Below are 15,470 nucleotides of genomic sequence, written 5' to 3'. Positions count from 1 at the left end.
GGCGCAGACCCTGGCCCGCCGGCAGCCGCGATCACCACCTGCTCCCGACGTCGCGGCAGATACTGGCCGACCGGATGGTCGGGGCGCCACTGTCTCTGGGTACGAGTCGCGAGCGCGTGGCGGCTGGCCTAAGGTTCAGAAGGCTAGCTTCCGTCGGCGGGGAGGAGGTGTCCCAGTGGGCCTGAAGACCTTCATCGAGGGGTGGCCGGTCTACCGGCAGCTCACCGGCACCGATCCACTGGGCCGCGGTGCCGCCGCCCAGTCGACCCGCTCGGCGGCCCTGACGGCGCGCACCGAGACCGCCGACAGCATGGCCCGGTCGGTCTGCCCCTACTGCGCGGTGGGCTGTGGGCAGCGGGTGTTCGTCTCCGACGGGCGGGTCACCCAGATCGAGGGCGACCCGGACAGCCCGATCTCCCGCGGTCGGCTCTGCCCGAAAGGTTCGGCCAGCAAGAGCCTGGTGACCAGCCCGCTGCGCCAGACCAAGGTCCGCTACCGCCGGCCGTACGGGACCGAATGGGAGGACCTGGACCTCGACGTCGCGCTCGACATGATCGCCGACCGGGTCCTCGCCGCCCGCGATGAGACCTGGGAGGACGTCGACGACGAAGGCCGGCCGTTGAACCGGACCCTGGGCATCTCCAGCCTGGGCGGGGCGACCCTGGACAACGAGGAGAACTACCTCATCAAGAAGCTGTTCACCGCGATGGGGGCACTCCAGATCGAGAACCAGGCCCGCATTTGACACTCCGCCACCGTCCCCGGTCTGGGGACCAGCTTCGGTCGCGGTGGCGCGACGGACTTCCAGCAGGACCTCGCCAACGCTGACGTCATCGTCATCCAGGGCTCCAACATGGCCGAGGCCCACCCGGTGGGCTTCCAGTGGGTGATGGAGGCCAAGAAGCGCGGCGCCAAGGTCTTCCACGTCGACCCGCGGTTCACCCGCACCAGCGCGCTCGCCGACACGTACCTCCCGATCCGGGCGGGCAGCGACATCGCGCTGCTCGGCGGCGTGGTGCGGTACATCCTGGAGAACGAGCTGGACTTCCGCGAGTACGTGCTGGCGTACACCAACGCGGCGACCATCGTCAGCGAGCAGTTCGTCGACACGGAGGACCTCGACGGCCTCTTCTCCGGCTTCAACCCGGAAACCCGGGCGTACAACCAGAAGAGCTGGCAGTACGCGGGGCAGGAACGCGACGGCGGGGCCGTCGCCACCGGCATCGAGCGGGAGACCGCAGCCGGGCTGCGGCACGAGTCGCACGGTATGCCGACGCCCGGCCAGACCGAGCGCGACGAGACGCTGCAGCACCCGCGCTGCGTCTACCAGATCCTCAAGCGGCACTTCTCCCGCTACACCCCCGAGATGGTCGAGCGGGTCTGCGGCATTCCGCAGCAGCAGTTCCTGGAGCTGGCCCGGGCCTGGACGGAAAACTCGGGCCGGGAACGGACCGGCGCGCTGGTCTACTCGGTGGGCTGGACCCAACACAGCGTCGGCGTGCAGTACATCCGCACCGGGGCGATCATCCAACTGCTGCTGGGGAACGTGGGCCGGCCGGGCGGTGGGATCCTGGCGTTGCGGGGGCATGCCAGCATCCAGGGTTCGACGGACATCCCGACGCTGTTCAACCTGCTGCCGGGCTACCTGCCGATGCCGCACCACGCCCAGCACCCGACCTTCACCGAGTGGGTGGAAAGCATCCGCCACCCGAGGCAGAAGAGCTTCTGGGGCAACGCGGGCGCCTTCGCGGCAAGCCTGCTCAAGGCGTACTGGAGGGACGCGGCGACCCCGGAGAACGACTTCTGCTACGGCTACCTGCCGCGGATGACCGGCGATCACGGGACATACCAGCAGGTGCTGAACATGATCGACGGCAAGGTGAAGGGCTACTTCCTGCTCGGCCAGAACCCGGCGGTCGGCTCCGCGCACGGCCGGGCCCAGCGGCTGGGCATGGCCAACCTCGACTGGCTGGTCGTCCGTGACCTTTTCATGATTGAAAGCGCCACGTTCTGGACGAACAGCCCGGAGGTGGACACCGGCGAGATCGTGCCGGAGGAGTGCCGTACGGAGGTGTTCTTCCTGCCGGCGGCGAGCCACGTGGAGAAGGAGGGCACCTTCACCCAGACGCAGCGGCTGCTGCAGTGGCGGGAGAAGGCCGTGGACCCGCCGGGCGACTGCCGCTCCGAGCTGTGGTTCTTCTATCACCTCGGCCGCAAGCTGCGGGAGAGGCTGGCCGGCTCCGACAAGCCGCGCGACCGGGCGCTGCTCGATCTGGCCTGGGACTACCCGACGCACGGGCCGGAGGCGGAGCCGAGCGCCGAGGCGGTGCTCCGCGAGATCAACGGCTTCGACGTGCGTACCGGCCGTCCGCTCGGCGGGTTCGCCGAGGCCCGCGACGACGGCTCGACCGCGATCGGCTGCTGGATCTACTCCGGCGTGTACGCCGACGGGGTCAACCAGGCCGCCCGGCGCAAGCCCCGGCACGAGCAGAACTGGGTCGCCGCCGAGTGGGGTTGGGCCTGGCCCGCCAACCGGCGCACCCTCTACAACCGGGCCTCCGCCGACCCCCAGGGACGACCGTGGAGCGAGCGGAAGAAGTACGTCTGGTGGGACGTCGAGAAGCAGGAGTGGACCGGGTACGACGTGCCGGACTTCGAGAGGACGAAACCGCCGACGTACCGGCCGCCCAGGGACGCCTCCGGCCCCGACGGGATCGCCGGCGACGACCCGTTCGTCATGCAGGGCGACGGCAAGGGCTGGCTGTACGCCCCAACCGGGCTCTTCGACGGGCCGCTGCCGACACACTACGAGCCCGCCGAGTCGCCGATGCGCAACCCGATCTACGGCCAGCAGGCGAACCCGACCCGCAAGGTCTACACCCACCCGATCAACCGGATGAACCCGAGCCCGCCCGAGCGGCACAGCGAGGTCTTCCCGTACGTGTTCACGGTCAGCCGGCTCACCGAGCATCACACCGCCGGCGGTATGAGCCGCTTCGTGCGACCGCTCGCGGAGTTGCAGCCGGAGATGTTCGTGGAGGTGTCGCCGGAGCTGGCCGCGGAGGTCGGGCTGGCGCACCTGGGTTGGGCGCACCTGATCACCGGCCGCGCGGCGATCGAGGCCAAGGTGCTGGTGACCGACCGGCTCACCCCGCTTCGGGTGGAGGGGCGGGTGATCCACCAGGTCTGGCTGCCGTACCACTTCGGGCGGGAGGGGCTGGTTACCGGTGACTCGGTCAACGACCTCTTCGGGATCACCCTGGATCCGAACGTGCTGATCCAGGAGAGCAAGGTGGGCACCTGCGACATCCGGCCCGGCCGGCGCCCCACCGGGCCGGCCCTGCTCGACCTGGTCGGGGACTACCAGCGGCGCGCCGGGCTGACCCGGGAGTACCGTACCCCGATCATCACCACCGAGGCCGGAGTGGACGGGAGCAGCGAATGACGCGGCTGGAGGGGAACAGCCTCTACGGGCCGCTGGACCCCGCCCCGGACGCCGGGTGGACCGACGCCCCGCCCCGGGTGGGCTTCTTCACCGACACCAGCGTCTGCATCGGCTGCAAGGCCTGCGAGGTGGCCTGCAAGGAGTGGAACGGCGTCCCCGAATCGGGCTTCGACCTGCTAGGCATGTCGTACGACAACACCGGCGCGCTGACCGCCAACTCGTGGCGACACGTCGCGTTCGTCGAGCAGCCGCGCCCGGCCGGGCCGCCAGCGGCCGCCGCCGGCCCGCAGTTTCTCGGCATGCCCGGCGTCGAGCCACCCGGACGGGCCACCGGCGCGGAGTCCCGCACCGACTTCCGCTGGCTGATGATGTCGGACGTCTGCAAGCACTGCACCCACGCGGCCTGTCTGGACGTCTGCCCGACCGGCGCGCTGTTCCGCACCGAGTTCGGCACGGTGGTGGTGCAGGAGGACATCTGCAACGGCTGCGGCTACTGCATCTCCGCCTGCCCGTACGGGGTCATCGACCAGCGCAAGGGCGACGGCCGGGCGTGGAAGTGCACGCTCTGCTACGACCGGCTCGGGGCCGGGCTCACCCCGGCCTGCGCGCAGGCCTGCCCAACCGAGTCGATCCAGTTCGGCCCCCTCGACGAGCTGCGCGACCGCGCCGCCCAGCGGGTCGCCGCCCTGCACGAGCGGGGTGTGCCGGAGGCCCGCCTCTACGGCCATGACCCGAACGACGGCGTCGGCGGGGACGGCGCGTTCTTCCTGCTGCTCGACGAGCCCGAGGTGTACGGCCTGCCGCCGGATCCGGTGGTCACCACCCGGGACCTGCCAAAAATGTGGAAGCGGGCGGGGCTGGCCGCCCTGGCCATGGCGGCGGCCGCCGTCGCCGCGTTCGTCGGAGGTTCCTCTTGAGTCCGGACCGCGCCCCGGTCGGCGCCCTGTTCCACCGCTTCCGGGAGCGGCTGGCCGCCGAGGGGCCGCAACGCCGCGGCGGCCCGCCCCCGCACCCGGCCCGTGACGCCGAGCGGGTCCGCCGGCGGGAGCGGCGGAGTGGCGGAGAACAGGTGAACGTGCCGCCGGCCGAGTTCACCTCCTACTACGGCCGGCCCGTCCTCAAGGCCCCGGTGTGGAAGTGGGACATCGCCGCGTACCTGTTCACCGGCGGGCTCGCGGCCGGGTCGTCGCTGCTTGCCGCCGGCGGGCAGCTCACCGGCCGGCCGGCGCTGCGCCGCGCCGGCCGGGTCACCTCCCTGGCGGCGGTCACCGCCAGCGCCTACTTCCTCGTCAACGACCTCGGCAAGCCGAGCCGCTTCCACCACATGCTGCGGGTGGCGAAACTGACCTCGCCGATGTCCGTGGGCACCTGGATCCTCACCGTCTTCGGGCCGGCCGCCGGGGTCGCGGCGATCGCCGAGGCCACCCCCTGGCTGCCCGAGCGTGGGCCGCTCGGTCTGGGCCGTCGGCTGCTGCCGCCGGTGGGGAACGCCGCCGGCCTCGTCGCCGCCGTCACCGCACCGGCGCTGGCCACGTACACCGGCGTGCTGCTGGCCGACACGGCCGTGCCGTCCTGGCACGAGGCGTACCCGGAACTGCCGGTCATCTTCGCCGGCAGCGCCCTGGCCAGCGGCGCCGGCGTGGGGCTGCTGGCCGCGCCCACCGCGCAGGCCGGCCCGGCCCGGCGGCTCGCGGCCGCCGGCGCGGCCCTGGAGCTGTGGGGCTCACACCAGGTGGAGCACCGGCTCGGCCTGCTCAGCGAGCCCTACGCGACCGGCACCGCCGGCAGACTGCTACGGGCCGGTCGGGCGCTGACCGTGGCCGGGCTGGCCGGCGCGCTGGTCGGCCGCCGCAGCCGGGCGTTGTCCGCCCTTTCCGGCGGCGCGCTGCTGGCCGCTGCCGTCTGCACCCGGTTCGGCATCTTCAAGGGCGGGGTCGCCTCGGCGAAGGATCCCCGCTACACCGTCGTGCCGCAGCGCGAACGCGCCAACCGGCGCGCGTCCGAGCAGGACTGACGCCTCACCGCACGGGCGGCGGGGCGCTGTGGTTGACTGCTGCGTGGAGGCGTTCAGGAGGCTGGTGCCCCTCCCGGTCTTCAAAACCGGTGTGGTCCGGGACCCGGGCCAGGCGGGTTCGATTCCCGTCCGTCTCCGCCAATCAGCCGCGAGGCATGCCAGGGAGATGACGCATGCGTGACGCCGACCCGCGGCGGCGCGTGCCGCGTACCGACGCGTTGCTCGCCGACCCGGCCCTTGTCGCCGCCGCCGGCACGCTCGGCCGCGACCGGGTCAAGGCGGCGATCGTCCGGGCCCAGCAGCGGGCCCGTCGCGGCGAGCTCAACCCCGACGAGGTACGCGACGCGGCCCTCGCTGAGCTGCCCGCGCCGGCGCCCCGCACGGTGCTCAACGCCACCGGGGTCGTGCTGCACACCAACCTCGGTCGCGCCCCACTCGGCGCCGCCGCCGTCGCGGCCCTCGTCGCCGCCGCCGGGCACACCGACGTGGAGGTGGACCTGCGGACCGGGCGCCGGGCCCGGCGCGGCCGGGACGCCCTCGACGCGCTCGCCGCCGCCGTCCCCGACGCGCCCGCCGTGCACGTGGTCAACAACGGCGCCGCCGCCCTCGTGCTCGCCGCCACCGCCCTCGCGGCCGACCGGGAGATCGTGGTCAGCCGCGGTGAACTGGTCGAGATCGGCGACGGGTTCCGCCTGCCCGACCTGTTGGAGAGCACCGGCGCCCGGCTCCGCGAGGTCGGCACCACCAACCGCACCACGCTCGCCGACTACACCGCCGCGGTCGGTCCCCGCACGGGGTTCGTGCTGAAGGTGCACCCGTCGAACTTCGTGGTCACCGGCTTCACTTCGGCCGTGCCGGTCCGGGAACTGGCCACCCTCGGCGTGCCCGTGGTCGCCGACATCGGCTCCGGGCTGCTCGCCCCCGACCCGCTGCTGCCCGACGAGCCGGACGCCGCCACCACCCTGCGCGCCGGCGCCCACCTGGTCACCGCCAGCGGCGACAAGCTGCTTGGTGGCCCGCAGGCCGGGCTGCTGCTCGGCGCGGCCGACCTGGTCGAACGGCTGCGCCGGCACCCCCTTGCTCGGGCGCTGCGGGTGGACAAGCTCACCCTCGCCGCGCTCGCCGCCACCCTGCACGCCCCGACCACCCCCACCCGCGACGCTCTGCACGCGGCCCCGGCCGCGCTGCGCGACCGGGTGGAACGACTGCGCGACCGGCTCGGCGAGGACGGCCGCAAGGCCGAGGTGGTGCCCAGCGCGGCGGTGGTCGGCGGCGGCGGCGCCCCCGGCGTGGCGCTCGACTCGTGGGCGCTGAGCCTGCCCGAGTGGTACGCCGAGCCGCTGCGCACCGGCGCGCCGCCGGTGCTCGGCCGGGTGCTGCGCGGCCGGCTTCTGCTCGACCTGCGCTGCGTGCCGGCCGATGCCGATGAGGCCGTCCGCGCGGCGATCCTGCGGGCGGGCGGTTGAGCATGTGGGTCGTCGCCACCGCCGGGCACGTCGACCACGGCAAGTCCACCCTGGTCCGGGCGCTGACCGGGATGGAGCCCGACCGGTGGGCGGAGGAACGCCGCCGGGGCATGACCATCGACCTCGGCTTCGCCTGGACCACCCTGCCGTCCGGCGGGACGGTCGCCTTCGTCGATGTGCCCGGGCACGAACGGTTCGTGCCGAACATGCTCGCCGGTGTCGGTCCGGTTCCCGCCGCGCTGATCGTCGTCGGCGCGGACGAGGGCTGGATGCCGCAGTCCGCCGAGCACCTGGCCGCGCTGGCCGCGCTGGGAGTGTCGTACGCCCTGCTGGCGGTGACCCGCGCGGACCTGGCCGATCCGGGCCCGACCCTGGCCCGGGCCCGCCAGGAGATCGCCGCCACCAGCCTCGGCGAGGTGGAGGCGGTGGCGGTCAGTGGGGCCACCGGCGCCGGTCTGCCCGAGCTGCGGGCCGCCCTGGATCGCCTGTGCGCCCGGCTGCCCGCCCCGGCGCTCGACGCCCCGGTCCGGCTCTGGGTGGACCGGTCGTTCACCATCCGGGGCAGCGGCACCGTGGTCACCGGCACCCTCGGCGGCGGCCGGCTGCGCGTCGGTGACCAGCTCGAACTCGCCGCCACCGGCGAACCCGTCCGGGTCCGCGGCCTGCACTCGCTGGGCGTCGCCCGGGACCGGGTCGACGCGGTGGCCCGAGTCGCGGTGAACCTGCGTGGGGTGTCCCGCGACCGGATCGCCCGCGGCGACGCGCTGCTGAGCCCGGGGCGGTTCCGCCGCGCCGACCTGCTCGACGTGCGGCTCGCCGGTGACCCGGCGGCCGACCTGCCGGCCACCCTCACCCTGCACGTCGGCTCCGCCGCCGTGCCCGCCCGGGTGCGCCCGCTCGGCCCGGACACCGTCCGGCTGCGGCTGGCCCGTCCGCTGCCGCTGCTGATCGGGGACCGGGCGCTGCTACGGGACCCCGGCCGGTACCACGTGGCCGGCGGGGTGACCGTGCTGGACGTGGACCCGCCGCCGCTGCGCCGGCGGGGGGCCGCCGCCGCCCGGGGAATCGTCCTGACCGGGCTGGACGGCCGCCCCGATCTGGCCGGGGAGCTGCGCCGTCGGCGCCTGGCCCGGGCCGGCGACCTGACCCGGATGGGCGTGGCCGCCACCATCACCCCGGTCGTCGGGGACTGGCTGGCCGACCCGGAGCATTGGCGGGCCCTGGGCGTACGCCTCGGCGAAGAAGTCGCCCGGTACGCCCGCGAGCACCCCCTGGAACCGGGCGTGCCGGTGGAGGTGCTGCGCCAGCGCCTCGACCTGCCCGACCGGGCGCTGGTGGCGGCGCTGCTGCGGCCACCGCTGCGGCTGCGCGCCGGCCGGATCACCACCGTCGCGGCCGACGCGCTGCCCGAACCGGTGGCCCGCGCGGTCGAGCGGGTGCGCGCCGAGTACGGCGACCGCCCGTTCCAGGCCCCCGAGGCGCACCGCCTCACCGACTTCGGTCTCGGCCCGCGGGAGATCGGCGCCGCCGTGCGGGCGGGCGCCCTGCTGAAGCTGGCCGAGAACGTGGTGCTGCTGCCCGGCGCGCTCGACGACGCGGTTCGGGTCCTGGGCGGGCTGCCGCAGCCGTTCACCCTCAGCGCGGCCCGGCAGGCCCTCGACACCACCCGCCGGGTCGCGGTGCCCCTGCTGGAGCTGCTGGACCGGCGCGGTGTCACCCGCCGGCTGCCCGACGACGCCCGCGAGGTGGTGGCACCGTCCGGCTGACCGATTGTGCTGGTGGCCAAGCGGCACCGGTGAGGGCGTGGCGTCACCTACCGTGACGACATGGACCCTTCGGCGGTCTGGCGGGACAAGACCCACAAGTGGCGGATCGAGGCGTACCGGGCACCGGACCTGCGGTTCGCCATCTTCGCCACGAACGGCACCACCGAATCGGCGCCGCTGTGGCTGTTCGGCATGGCCGCGCTGGCCCGGTGGCTGATGACCCACAAGATCTCCCTGGACGACCTGGAGAACGACTGACCGTCGGGCCGAGAGGGGGCAAGGATGGTCGGGCAGCTCATCCTCGTGCTGGTCCTGGTGCTGATCAACGCGGCGCTGGCCGGGAGCGAGATGGCGCTGGTTACGTTGCGTGAGGGGCAGCTGCGGCGGTTGGGGCGATCCGGGCGGGCCGGACAACGGCTGCTCCGGTTGACCAGGGAGCCGAACCGCTACCTGGCCACCACCCAACTCGGCATCACCCTCGCCGGCTTCCTCGCCTCGGCGGCCGCCGCGGTGTCCCTGGCACAGCCGCTGGTCGGCCGGCTGGGCTTCCTCGGCCGGGCCGCGCACCCGGCCGCGGTGCTGCTGGTGACCGTGGTGCTGACCTTCGTCACGCTGGTCGTCGGCGAGTTGGCCCCGAAACGCCTGGCCATGCAGGCGGCCGAACGGTGGGCGCTGCTCGCCGCCACCCCGCTGGACCTGCTGGCCGGGCTGTCCCGCGCGCCGGTGTGGCTGCTCAGCCGCACCACCGACCTGCTGGTCCGGCTCGCCGGCGGGGATCCGCGGGCCAGCCGGCCGGAGGTGACCGAGGAGGAGCTGCGGGAGATGCTGGTCAGCCAGCGCGGGCTGTCGGCGCAGCAGCGGGAGATCCTGGCCGGGGCGTTCGAGATCGCCGGCCGCAACCTGCGCGAGATCCTCGTCTCGCGCCGCGACGTGACGGTCCTGCCGGCGACGATGCCCGCGGCGGAGGCGATGCGTCGGCTCGCGGCCACCGGTCGATCCCGCGCGCCGGTCACCGGCCCGGGCGGCCTGGACGACGTGTGCGGGGTGGTGCACATCCGCGACCTGGTGGACGGCGACGGCGTCCCCACCGGGGAGCGGGCCCGGCCGCCGCTGCTGCTGCCCGCCACCCTGCCGGTCGCCGACGCGATCCGTCAGCTGCGCCAGCGCCGCGAACAGCTCGCCCTGGTGGTCGACGAGTACGGCGGGATCGACGGCCTGGTCACCATGGAGGACCTGCTGGAGGAGGTTGTCGGCGAGGTCTACGACGAGACCGACCGGTACGTGCGGCGGGCGGTCCATGAACCGGACGGCGCGTTGGTGCTGCCCGGCGACTTTCCGCTGCACGACCTGCCGGACGCCGGTGTCCGGCTGACGTTCCCGCTGTCGCGCGAGTACGCCACGCTCGCCGGGCTGGTCCTGGCCGGGCTGGGGCGGCTGCCCACCGGTCCGGGTGATCGGATGCAACTACCCGGGCTCACGATCGAGGTGATCGAGGTGGCCGACCGGGCGATCCGCCGGGTACGCCTGCGCGGCCCCGCGGTGGGCTGCCGGGAACCGTGAGCCGGGAGTGGGTGATTCCGCGGCCGGCGGCGGTGGCCCGGACGGGGGAAAGCCAGGCCGAAGCGACGCGAACCGGCGGCGACGGGACGTACCGTCCGGGACGTGAAGGACCGAGGATTTCGGACGTTCGCCGCGGTGCTCTCCGGGCTCGCGGTGATCTACTTCGGTGTCACCGGGCACCGCAGCAACGGCGGGCAGGGCGGTATCTCCGGCGGCGTCGTGCTGCTGGCCGTGCTCGCCGCGCTGCTGGTCTGGTGGCTGCTCAGACCCGGCCCGGCCAAGTGAGGGCCGACGCGGGCCGCCGGGCGACGACCGGTGCGTTCAACGGGCCGCGGCGGTCCGGCTGACCTCGCCCGCCGACTCCTCGTCGAGCGCCACTCGGACCAGCGCCGACGCGAGCCGCCCGAAGTCGGCCTCGCCCACCAGGCCGGCCAGGCCGCCCGGGTCGGCTGGCAGGCCCAGCCGCCGCGCCCCGGCCAGCGCCCGGCGGTCCGCGTACGGGCGTACGTCCGGCCAGACCGTCTGCGCCTCGCGCAGGAAGATGTCCGCCCCGGTGGGGCCGATGCCGGGAAACTCGATCAGCAGCCGGCGCAGCGTCGGGCGGTCGCCGTCGGCCTCCCGGTGCAGCCGGCGCAGGTCCCCGTGCCACCGCTGCAGGCAGAGCCGCGCGCCGGTGCCCAACATGGTGGCGGTGCGTTCGTCGTAGCGCCGGTAGTGGCCGCGCCCGAGCGCGTCGACCCGGTCCTGCCAGCTGGCCGCCTCCATCGCCTGCGGGGTGCGGTAGCCGGCGGCGAAAAGTTCCCGGGCCGCCGCGAGCGCCACCCCGGCCCGGATCCGGGTGCTCAGCAACATGGTGAGCACGAGCAGCTGGTAGAGCGGGCCGGGCCGGTCGGCGAGGCGGATCCCCGCCTCGTCGGCGTACGTGCGGCCCTGCCGGTCCAGCAGCGCCCGCGCCACGTTCCGATTGTTCGCCATTGGCATCGGGATACCCGCTCCGGCCCGGGCCAGACGCCGGCCGGGCCCGAATGTGCCCGGCGGGGGCGGGTACCCCGCTGACGTGCGCGGCCCACGCCGCGTGCTCCACCGGAAGGAGAGACCTGTGGTCAAGCCGCAGCAGGAGGAACTCCGCCGCAACGACAAGGGCGCGACCAGCCAGGACAGCCGCGAGGCTTTCCAGACGCGGGGGCGTTCGCGCGGCAAGGGCAGATCCAACGCGGACGTCGGCCGACCGGTCCCGAAGGGGCAGGTGTCCCCCTACGGCCCCGCCGGGGAGCCGGTCGCCGACGACGAGAGCGGCCGGCGGGGCTAACGGCCCCGCCGCGACGGCGGCCGCAGCCTCCGCCAGGTGGCTGCGGCCGCCATTCCGTACGCCAGATGCGGCACGATGTCGGACACCCAGTCCGCTGTCCGCCAGGTCCTGGGATTGGTGACGCCCAGGATGGTCATCGACCCGTCGGAGGTGGCCATCACCCCGCCGCCGAGCAGCCCCGCGGCCACCGGCAACGGCAGGCGACGGCGGGCGAACAGCAGCCCGAAGGCGGCCCCGGCGGCGATGCCGATGCCGTACCCGAGCACGGGGCCGAGGCCGGCGCGGCGCTTCGACGCCTTCTCCTCCGGTCCGAGGTCCAGGTGGGCGACGCTCGCCACCCGGCCGGCGGTCACCTCCGGGGTGCTGCTGGCCGGGCGGGCCCGGACCGTCATGTCCAGATAGCTGACGATGTTCAACGCGGCGCTGCCGACGGCGCCGGCGATGGCGCCGTCGACCACGGGAGCGGCCCTCACTTCGGGTCGCCCGGTTCGCGCTCGCTCTTGGGGCCGAACGTCCGTTCGCCCCGTACGACGCCCCGCTGACCGCGGTCGTCCTGGAGGATCCGGTTCGCGACCTGGTTCGCCTCCTGGTCGGCGGCCCGTCCGGAATTCTCGATCAGATCGCGCAGTCGGGCCCGTTCCTTGTCGTACGCGCTGCTGCCCGGCCGTGGTCCTGGCATCCCCGCCTCCTCCGGTCGCTGTGGCTTCCCGGCAGGCGTCTACCCGTCGGGGGCGGCGCCAACCGTTCAGGCGGGGGAGCGCACCACGGCGACCGGGCAGTCGGCGTGGTGCAGCACCCCCTGGCTCACTGACCCCAGCAGGAGCCCGCTCAGCTCGCCTCGGCCCTGGCCGCCGACGACCAGCAGTTGGGCGGCGCGGGTGGCCTCGGTCAGCGCGGCGACCGGGCGGCCGCGCACCACCTCCCGGGTCAGTGGTACCTGCGGGTGGCGCTCGGCCAGCCCGGCGAGGGACTCGGTCAGGAGTTGTTCCTCCTCGTCGCGCAGGAGGCGCTCGTCGTAGACCAGCGGTTGCATGTCCCCGGGCCCCCTGGAGGTGGGGTGGGTGTAGGCGTGCACGGCGTGCAGCCCGGCGCCGCGCATCGCCGCCTCCTCGGCGGCGAACTCGATCGCGGCCCGGGACGGCGCAGAGCCGTCCACCCCGACCACCACGGGACCGGCCGTGCGCGGGGTGCCCCGGGCCACCAGCACCGGGCAGTCGGCGTGCGCCGCGACCTGGATGGCCACCGAGCCGACCACCAGGGCGGCGAAGCCGCCGAGGCCACGGTCGCCGAGCACGATCATCGCGGCGGTGGGGGACTCGCCGAGCAGCACCGCGGCCGCCTGCCCGTCGACGATCTCTCCGGCAACCCGTAGCCCGGGCGCGACCGCCTCCGCCTCGGCGACCGCCGTGGAGACCAGCTCCTCGGCCTGGTGGCGCAGGCCGCCACCGGGTGGCGCCCCGGCCGGCGGTGACCCGGGTACGCGCAGCAGCGGCCAGATGAACCCGTGCACCACCCGCAGTGGCCCCTGGCGGCGGGCGGCCTCGGCCGCCGCCAGGCGCACGGCGCGCAGCGCCGGCTCGGACCCGTCCACGCCGACCACCACGGCCGCGCCGTTCGCCGAGTTCACCGCCGCACCTCCTGCCGCCGACGCCCGCGCGGCCAGTATCGCGGCCGGTGGGGTGTCGCCGCGGCGATACGGCCGGAGCCGGGACCCCACCCGATCCTTCCTAGGATGCACTACGGGTGGTGGGCCACCACCCGGCAAGCCACACGAAAAACCACCCACAGCAGGGTCCGAGCTACGCCGAAGCAGCCCGATATAGTGGCAGCGCAACTGGCCGGCCCATGATCGACGCGATCGTGGGCCGCGTTGGGGGAGGTCCCAGCCCGGGATCGCACAGGGCGCCGGCGCTGACCGGCCGGCAACGCGCACGTCCTCCAGGAGGAGCGGCCGACCACGGTCGGCCGCTGAGCCGTGCCGCGAAGGGAGGTTCGGTGTCGCGTCGGCCGGCTCCGTCGGAGCATTCGACTCCGGGCGGTTCGACCGCAGTGGTGGGGGACCGTGTCCTCACCCTGCCAAACTTGATCAGTTTCGTCCGGCTCGTCGGCGTACCGCTTTTCCTCTATCTCTTCCTCGTCGCCCGCGCGGACGTCGCGGCGATCGTCGTGCTGGCGATCGGCGGCACCAGCGACTGGGTGGACGGGTGGCTCGCCCGCCGGTTGAACCAGGTCAGCCGGCTGGGTGAGCTGCTGGATCCGCTCGCCGACCGGCTCTACATCCTGGCCACGCTGCTGGCGTTCACCGCGCGCGAGGTGGTGCCGTGGCAGTTCACCGGGGCGCTGCTGGCCCGCGAGTTGCTGTTGCTCGGCTCGCTCGGGGTGCTGCGCCGCTACGGCTACGGGCCGCCGCCGGTACACTACGTCGGCAAGACGGCGACGTTTTTGCTGCTGGCGGCGTTTCCGATTCTGCTGCTGGCCACCGCGTCGCCAGCCATCGTCACCGCGGCCGCGGCGATCGGCTGGGGGCTGGCCTGGTGGGGCCTGGTGCTCTACTGGGTGGCGGGCGTGATGTACGTGATGCAGGCCAGCCGGCTGGTCCGGGCGATGCGGGCCCGGCGCGCGGGGGCGGCGGCGTGACCGCGGCGGGGGGCGACGGTAGCCGGGGCCCGTCGGCGCGGGTGTACACGCCGGACTTCCTCACCGAGTTGTTCCGCAACCCTCTCGAACCGGGGTACGCCGCCGCGGCGGCGCGGCGGAAGCAGACACCGCCGTCGCGGTGGCGCCGGGTGCTGTCGCGTCCGGTCAGCCTGGTGGTCCTCGCGACGATCGGGCTCTTGCTCGCGGTGGCGTACCGGGAGACGGTCGCGGAGGAGCCCAGCCGGGCTAAGGCGCGGGCCGGCTTGATCACTGAGATCAAGCGGCGGGAGGCGGAGACGGACCGGTTGACGGACCGCGCGGACCAGCTGCGCGAGGAGGTCGGCCGGGCACGGGACGCGGCGCTGAGCGGTTCGCAGGCGTACCGGCTGCGGAACCTGGAGGCCGGCACGGGCCTGGGCCGGGTGCGGGGCGATGGTGTGGTGGTGCGGCTGGCCGACGCCCCGCCGGACAAGAACGCGGTGACCGGTGCGGATGCCGGCCCGTCCCGGGTGTTGTACTCGGACCTGCAGAAGGTGGCGAACGATCTGTGGGCGGCGGGCGCGGAGGCGGTCGCGATCAACGGGCAGCGGTTGACGGCGACGTCGACGATTCGTTCGGCGGGTGAGGCGATCCTGGTGGACTACCGGCCGGTGACGAGCCCGTACGAGGTGACGGCGATCGGGCCGGGGTCGATGCGGGGCCGGTTCGACGACAGTCGGGCGGCGGCGCTGATGCGTGAGGTGGCGAGGACCACCGGGTTGTCGTTCGGGGTGAAGAAGGCGGGGGGTCTCACCCTGCCTGCGGCCCCGCAGCCGCGGCTACGCTACGCCGTGCCCTCGGTGAGTCCGAGCCCGTCGCCGTCGGGTTCGAAGGCCACCGGTTCTTCCAGTTCCGGGCCGTCCCGCTCGGGGACGTCTCCCAGTCCCTCCGGAGGTGTTCGATGATCGCGGTGCTGGCGTTGCTCGTCGGTGTGGCGCTCGGGGTGTATCTGGACCCCACCGTGCCCGCGGCGTTGCAGCCGTACCTGCCGATCGCTGTGGTGGCGGCGCTGGACGCGCTGTTCGGCGGGGTTCGGGCGAAGCTGGACCGGATTTTCGACGACAAGCAGTTCGTGGTGTCGTTCATCTCGAACGTGCTGGTGGCGGCTCTGATCGTGTATCTGGGTGACCAGCTGGGGGCGGGCGGCGCTCTGTCGACCGCTGTGGTGGTCGTGCTCGGGGTGCGCATCTTCGGAAACGTGGCGGCGATCCGCCGGCACCTGTTCCGGGCGTAG

16 protein-coding genes and 1 tRNA gene are annotated in these 15,470 nt (G+C 74.1%); 13 read left to right on the top strand and 4 right to left on the bottom strand.

Annotation, left to right across the window (positions count from 1 at the left end):
- The first annotated feature begins 175 nt into the window (after window positions 1-175).
- The 9 genes from fdh to ABZ671_RS29110 all read left to right on the top strand — a co-directional run bounded on the left by fdh (window position 176) and on the right by ABZ671_RS29110 (window position 10,536).
- On the top strand, window positions 176-3,445 hold the full coding sequence (gene fdh / locus ABZ671_RS29150; RefSeq protein ID WP_357864158.1) for a formate dehydrogenase: 3,270 nt from the start codon (window positions 176-178) through the stop codon (window positions 3,443-3,445).
- Window positions 3,442-4,362, top strand: coding sequence for a 4Fe-4S dicluster domain-containing protein (locus tag ABZ671_RS29145; RefSeq protein WP_357864156.1), 921 nt, complete (start codon window positions 3,442-3,444; stop codon window positions 4,360-4,362). The genes fdh and ABZ671_RS29145 overlap by 4 nt, the downstream gene beginning before the upstream one ends.
- Window positions 4,359-5,459, top strand: a complete 1,101-nt coding sequence (nrfD, locus tag ABZ671_RS29140) for an NrfD/PsrC family molybdoenzyme membrane anchor subunit (protein ID WP_357864154.1) — start codon at window positions 4,359-4,361, stop codon at window positions 5,457-5,459. The genes ABZ671_RS29145 and nrfD overlap by 4 nt, the downstream gene beginning before the upstream one ends.
- 45 nt (window positions 5,460-5,504) lie before the next feature.
- A tRNA-Sec gene (locus ABZ671_RS29135) sits at window positions 5,505-5,600 on the top strand.
- 32 nt (window positions 5,601-5,632) lie between these two features.
- Entirely contained in the window at window positions 5,633-6,925 is a 1,293-nt protein-coding gene (gene selA, locus ABZ671_RS29130; RefSeq protein WP_357864151.1) for an L-seryl-tRNA(Sec) selenium transferase, read from the top strand.
- A gap of 2 nt (window positions 6,926-6,927) precedes the next feature.
- Window positions 6,928-8,691 (top strand): selenocysteine-specific translation elongation factor, encoded by a 1,764-nt coding sequence (selB, locus tag ABZ671_RS29125; protein WP_357864162.1) that lies wholly within the window; start codon window positions 6,928-6,930, stop codon window positions 8,689-8,691.
- A 60-nt stretch (window positions 8,692-8,751) separates the two neighbouring features.
- The gene (locus ABZ671_RS29120) at window positions 8,752-8,949 is read left to right on the top strand and encodes a hypothetical protein (RefSeq protein WP_357864149.1); all 198 of its coding nucleotides are present in this window, start codon (window positions 8,752-8,754) and stop codon (window positions 8,947-8,949) included.
- A gap of 24 nt (window positions 8,950-8,973) precedes the next feature.
- The gene (locus ABZ671_RS29115; RefSeq protein ID WP_357864147.1) at window positions 8,974-10,251 is read left to right on the top strand and encodes a hemolysin family protein; all 1,278 of its coding nucleotides are present in this window, start codon (window positions 8,974-8,976) and stop codon (window positions 10,249-10,251) included.
- 102 nt (window positions 10,252-10,353) lie between these two features.
- Complete coding sequence (locus ABZ671_RS29110; RefSeq protein WP_357864144.1) at window positions 10,354-10,536, top strand: hypothetical protein; 183 nt, start codon at window positions 10,354-10,356, stop codon at window positions 10,534-10,536.
- A gap of 36 nt (window positions 10,537-10,572) precedes the next feature.
- Here ABZ671_RS29110 and ABZ671_RS29105 read toward each other — a convergent pair whose 3' ends face one another.
- Window positions 10,573-11,226 (bottom strand): hypothetical protein, encoded by a 654-nt coding sequence (locus ABZ671_RS29105; RefSeq protein ID WP_357864142.1) that lies wholly within the window; start codon window positions 11,224-11,226, stop codon window positions 10,573-10,575.
- Between the two features lie 124 nt (window positions 11,227-11,350).
- Between ABZ671_RS29105 and ABZ671_RS29100 the strand changes: the two genes are divergently transcribed.
- The gene (locus ABZ671_RS29100; RefSeq protein WP_357864141.1) at window positions 11,351-11,560 is read left to right on the top strand and encodes a hypothetical protein; all 210 of its coding nucleotides are present in this window, start codon (window positions 11,351-11,353) and stop codon (window positions 11,558-11,560) included.
- Here ABZ671_RS29100 and ABZ671_RS29095 read toward each other — a convergent pair.
- The 3 genes from ABZ671_RS29095 to ABZ671_RS29085 all read right to left on the bottom strand — a co-directional run bounded on the left by ABZ671_RS29095 (window position 11,557) and on the right by ABZ671_RS29085 (window position 13,187).
- Window positions 11,557-12,033, bottom strand: coding sequence for a hypothetical protein (locus ABZ671_RS29095; RefSeq protein ID WP_357864139.1), 477 nt, complete (start codon window positions 12,031-12,033; stop codon window positions 11,557-11,559). The genes ABZ671_RS29100 and ABZ671_RS29095 overlap by 4 nt on opposite strands.
- Window positions 12,030-12,239, bottom strand: coding sequence for a phosphatidylethanolamine-binding protein (locus ABZ671_RS29090; RefSeq protein WP_357551398.1), 210 nt, complete (start codon window positions 12,237-12,239; stop codon window positions 12,030-12,032). The genes ABZ671_RS29095 and ABZ671_RS29090 overlap by 4 nt, the downstream gene beginning before the upstream one ends.
- 66 nt (window positions 12,240-12,305) lie before the next feature.
- Window positions 12,306-13,187 (bottom strand): universal stress protein, encoded by an 882-nt coding sequence (locus ABZ671_RS29085; protein WP_357864137.1) that lies wholly within the window; start codon window positions 13,185-13,187, stop codon window positions 12,306-12,308.
- A 425-nt stretch (window positions 13,188-13,612) separates the two neighbouring features.
- Here ABZ671_RS29085 and ABZ671_RS29080 point away from each other — a divergent pair, with 425 nt between their 5' ends.
- Genes ABZ671_RS29080 through ABZ671_RS29070 form a run of 3 tightly spaced genes read left to right on the top strand, consistent with a single transcriptional unit; the run spans window position 13,613 to window position 15,470 of the window.
- On the top strand, window positions 13,613-14,197 hold the full coding sequence (locus ABZ671_RS29080) for a CDP-alcohol phosphatidyltransferase family protein (RefSeq protein WP_357864135.1): 585 nt from the start codon (window positions 13,613-13,615) through the stop codon (window positions 14,195-14,197).
- The gene (locus ABZ671_RS29075; protein WP_357864133.1) at window positions 14,194-15,141 is read left to right on the top strand and encodes a DUF881 domain-containing protein; all 948 of its coding nucleotides are present in this window, start codon (window positions 14,194-14,196) and stop codon (window positions 15,139-15,141) included. The genes ABZ671_RS29080 and ABZ671_RS29075 overlap by 4 nt, the downstream gene beginning before the upstream one ends.
- Window positions 15,138-15,470: a small basic family protein gene (locus tag ABZ671_RS29070; RefSeq protein WP_357864131.1), complete on the top strand. Its 333-nt coding sequence runs from the start codon at window positions 15,138-15,140 to the stop codon at window positions 15,468-15,470. Before ABZ671_RS29075 ends, ABZ671_RS29070 begins: the two co-directional genes overlap by 4 nt.

Origin of the sequence: Micromonospora sp. NPDC006766 (assembly GCF_040636055.1) — a bacterium.
GTDB lineage: Bacteria > Actinomycetota > Actinomycetes > Mycobacteriales > Micromonosporaceae > Micromonospora.
Note: the sequence above shows the minus strand (reverse complement) of the source record. Positions and strands in the feature narration are given on the sequence as shown.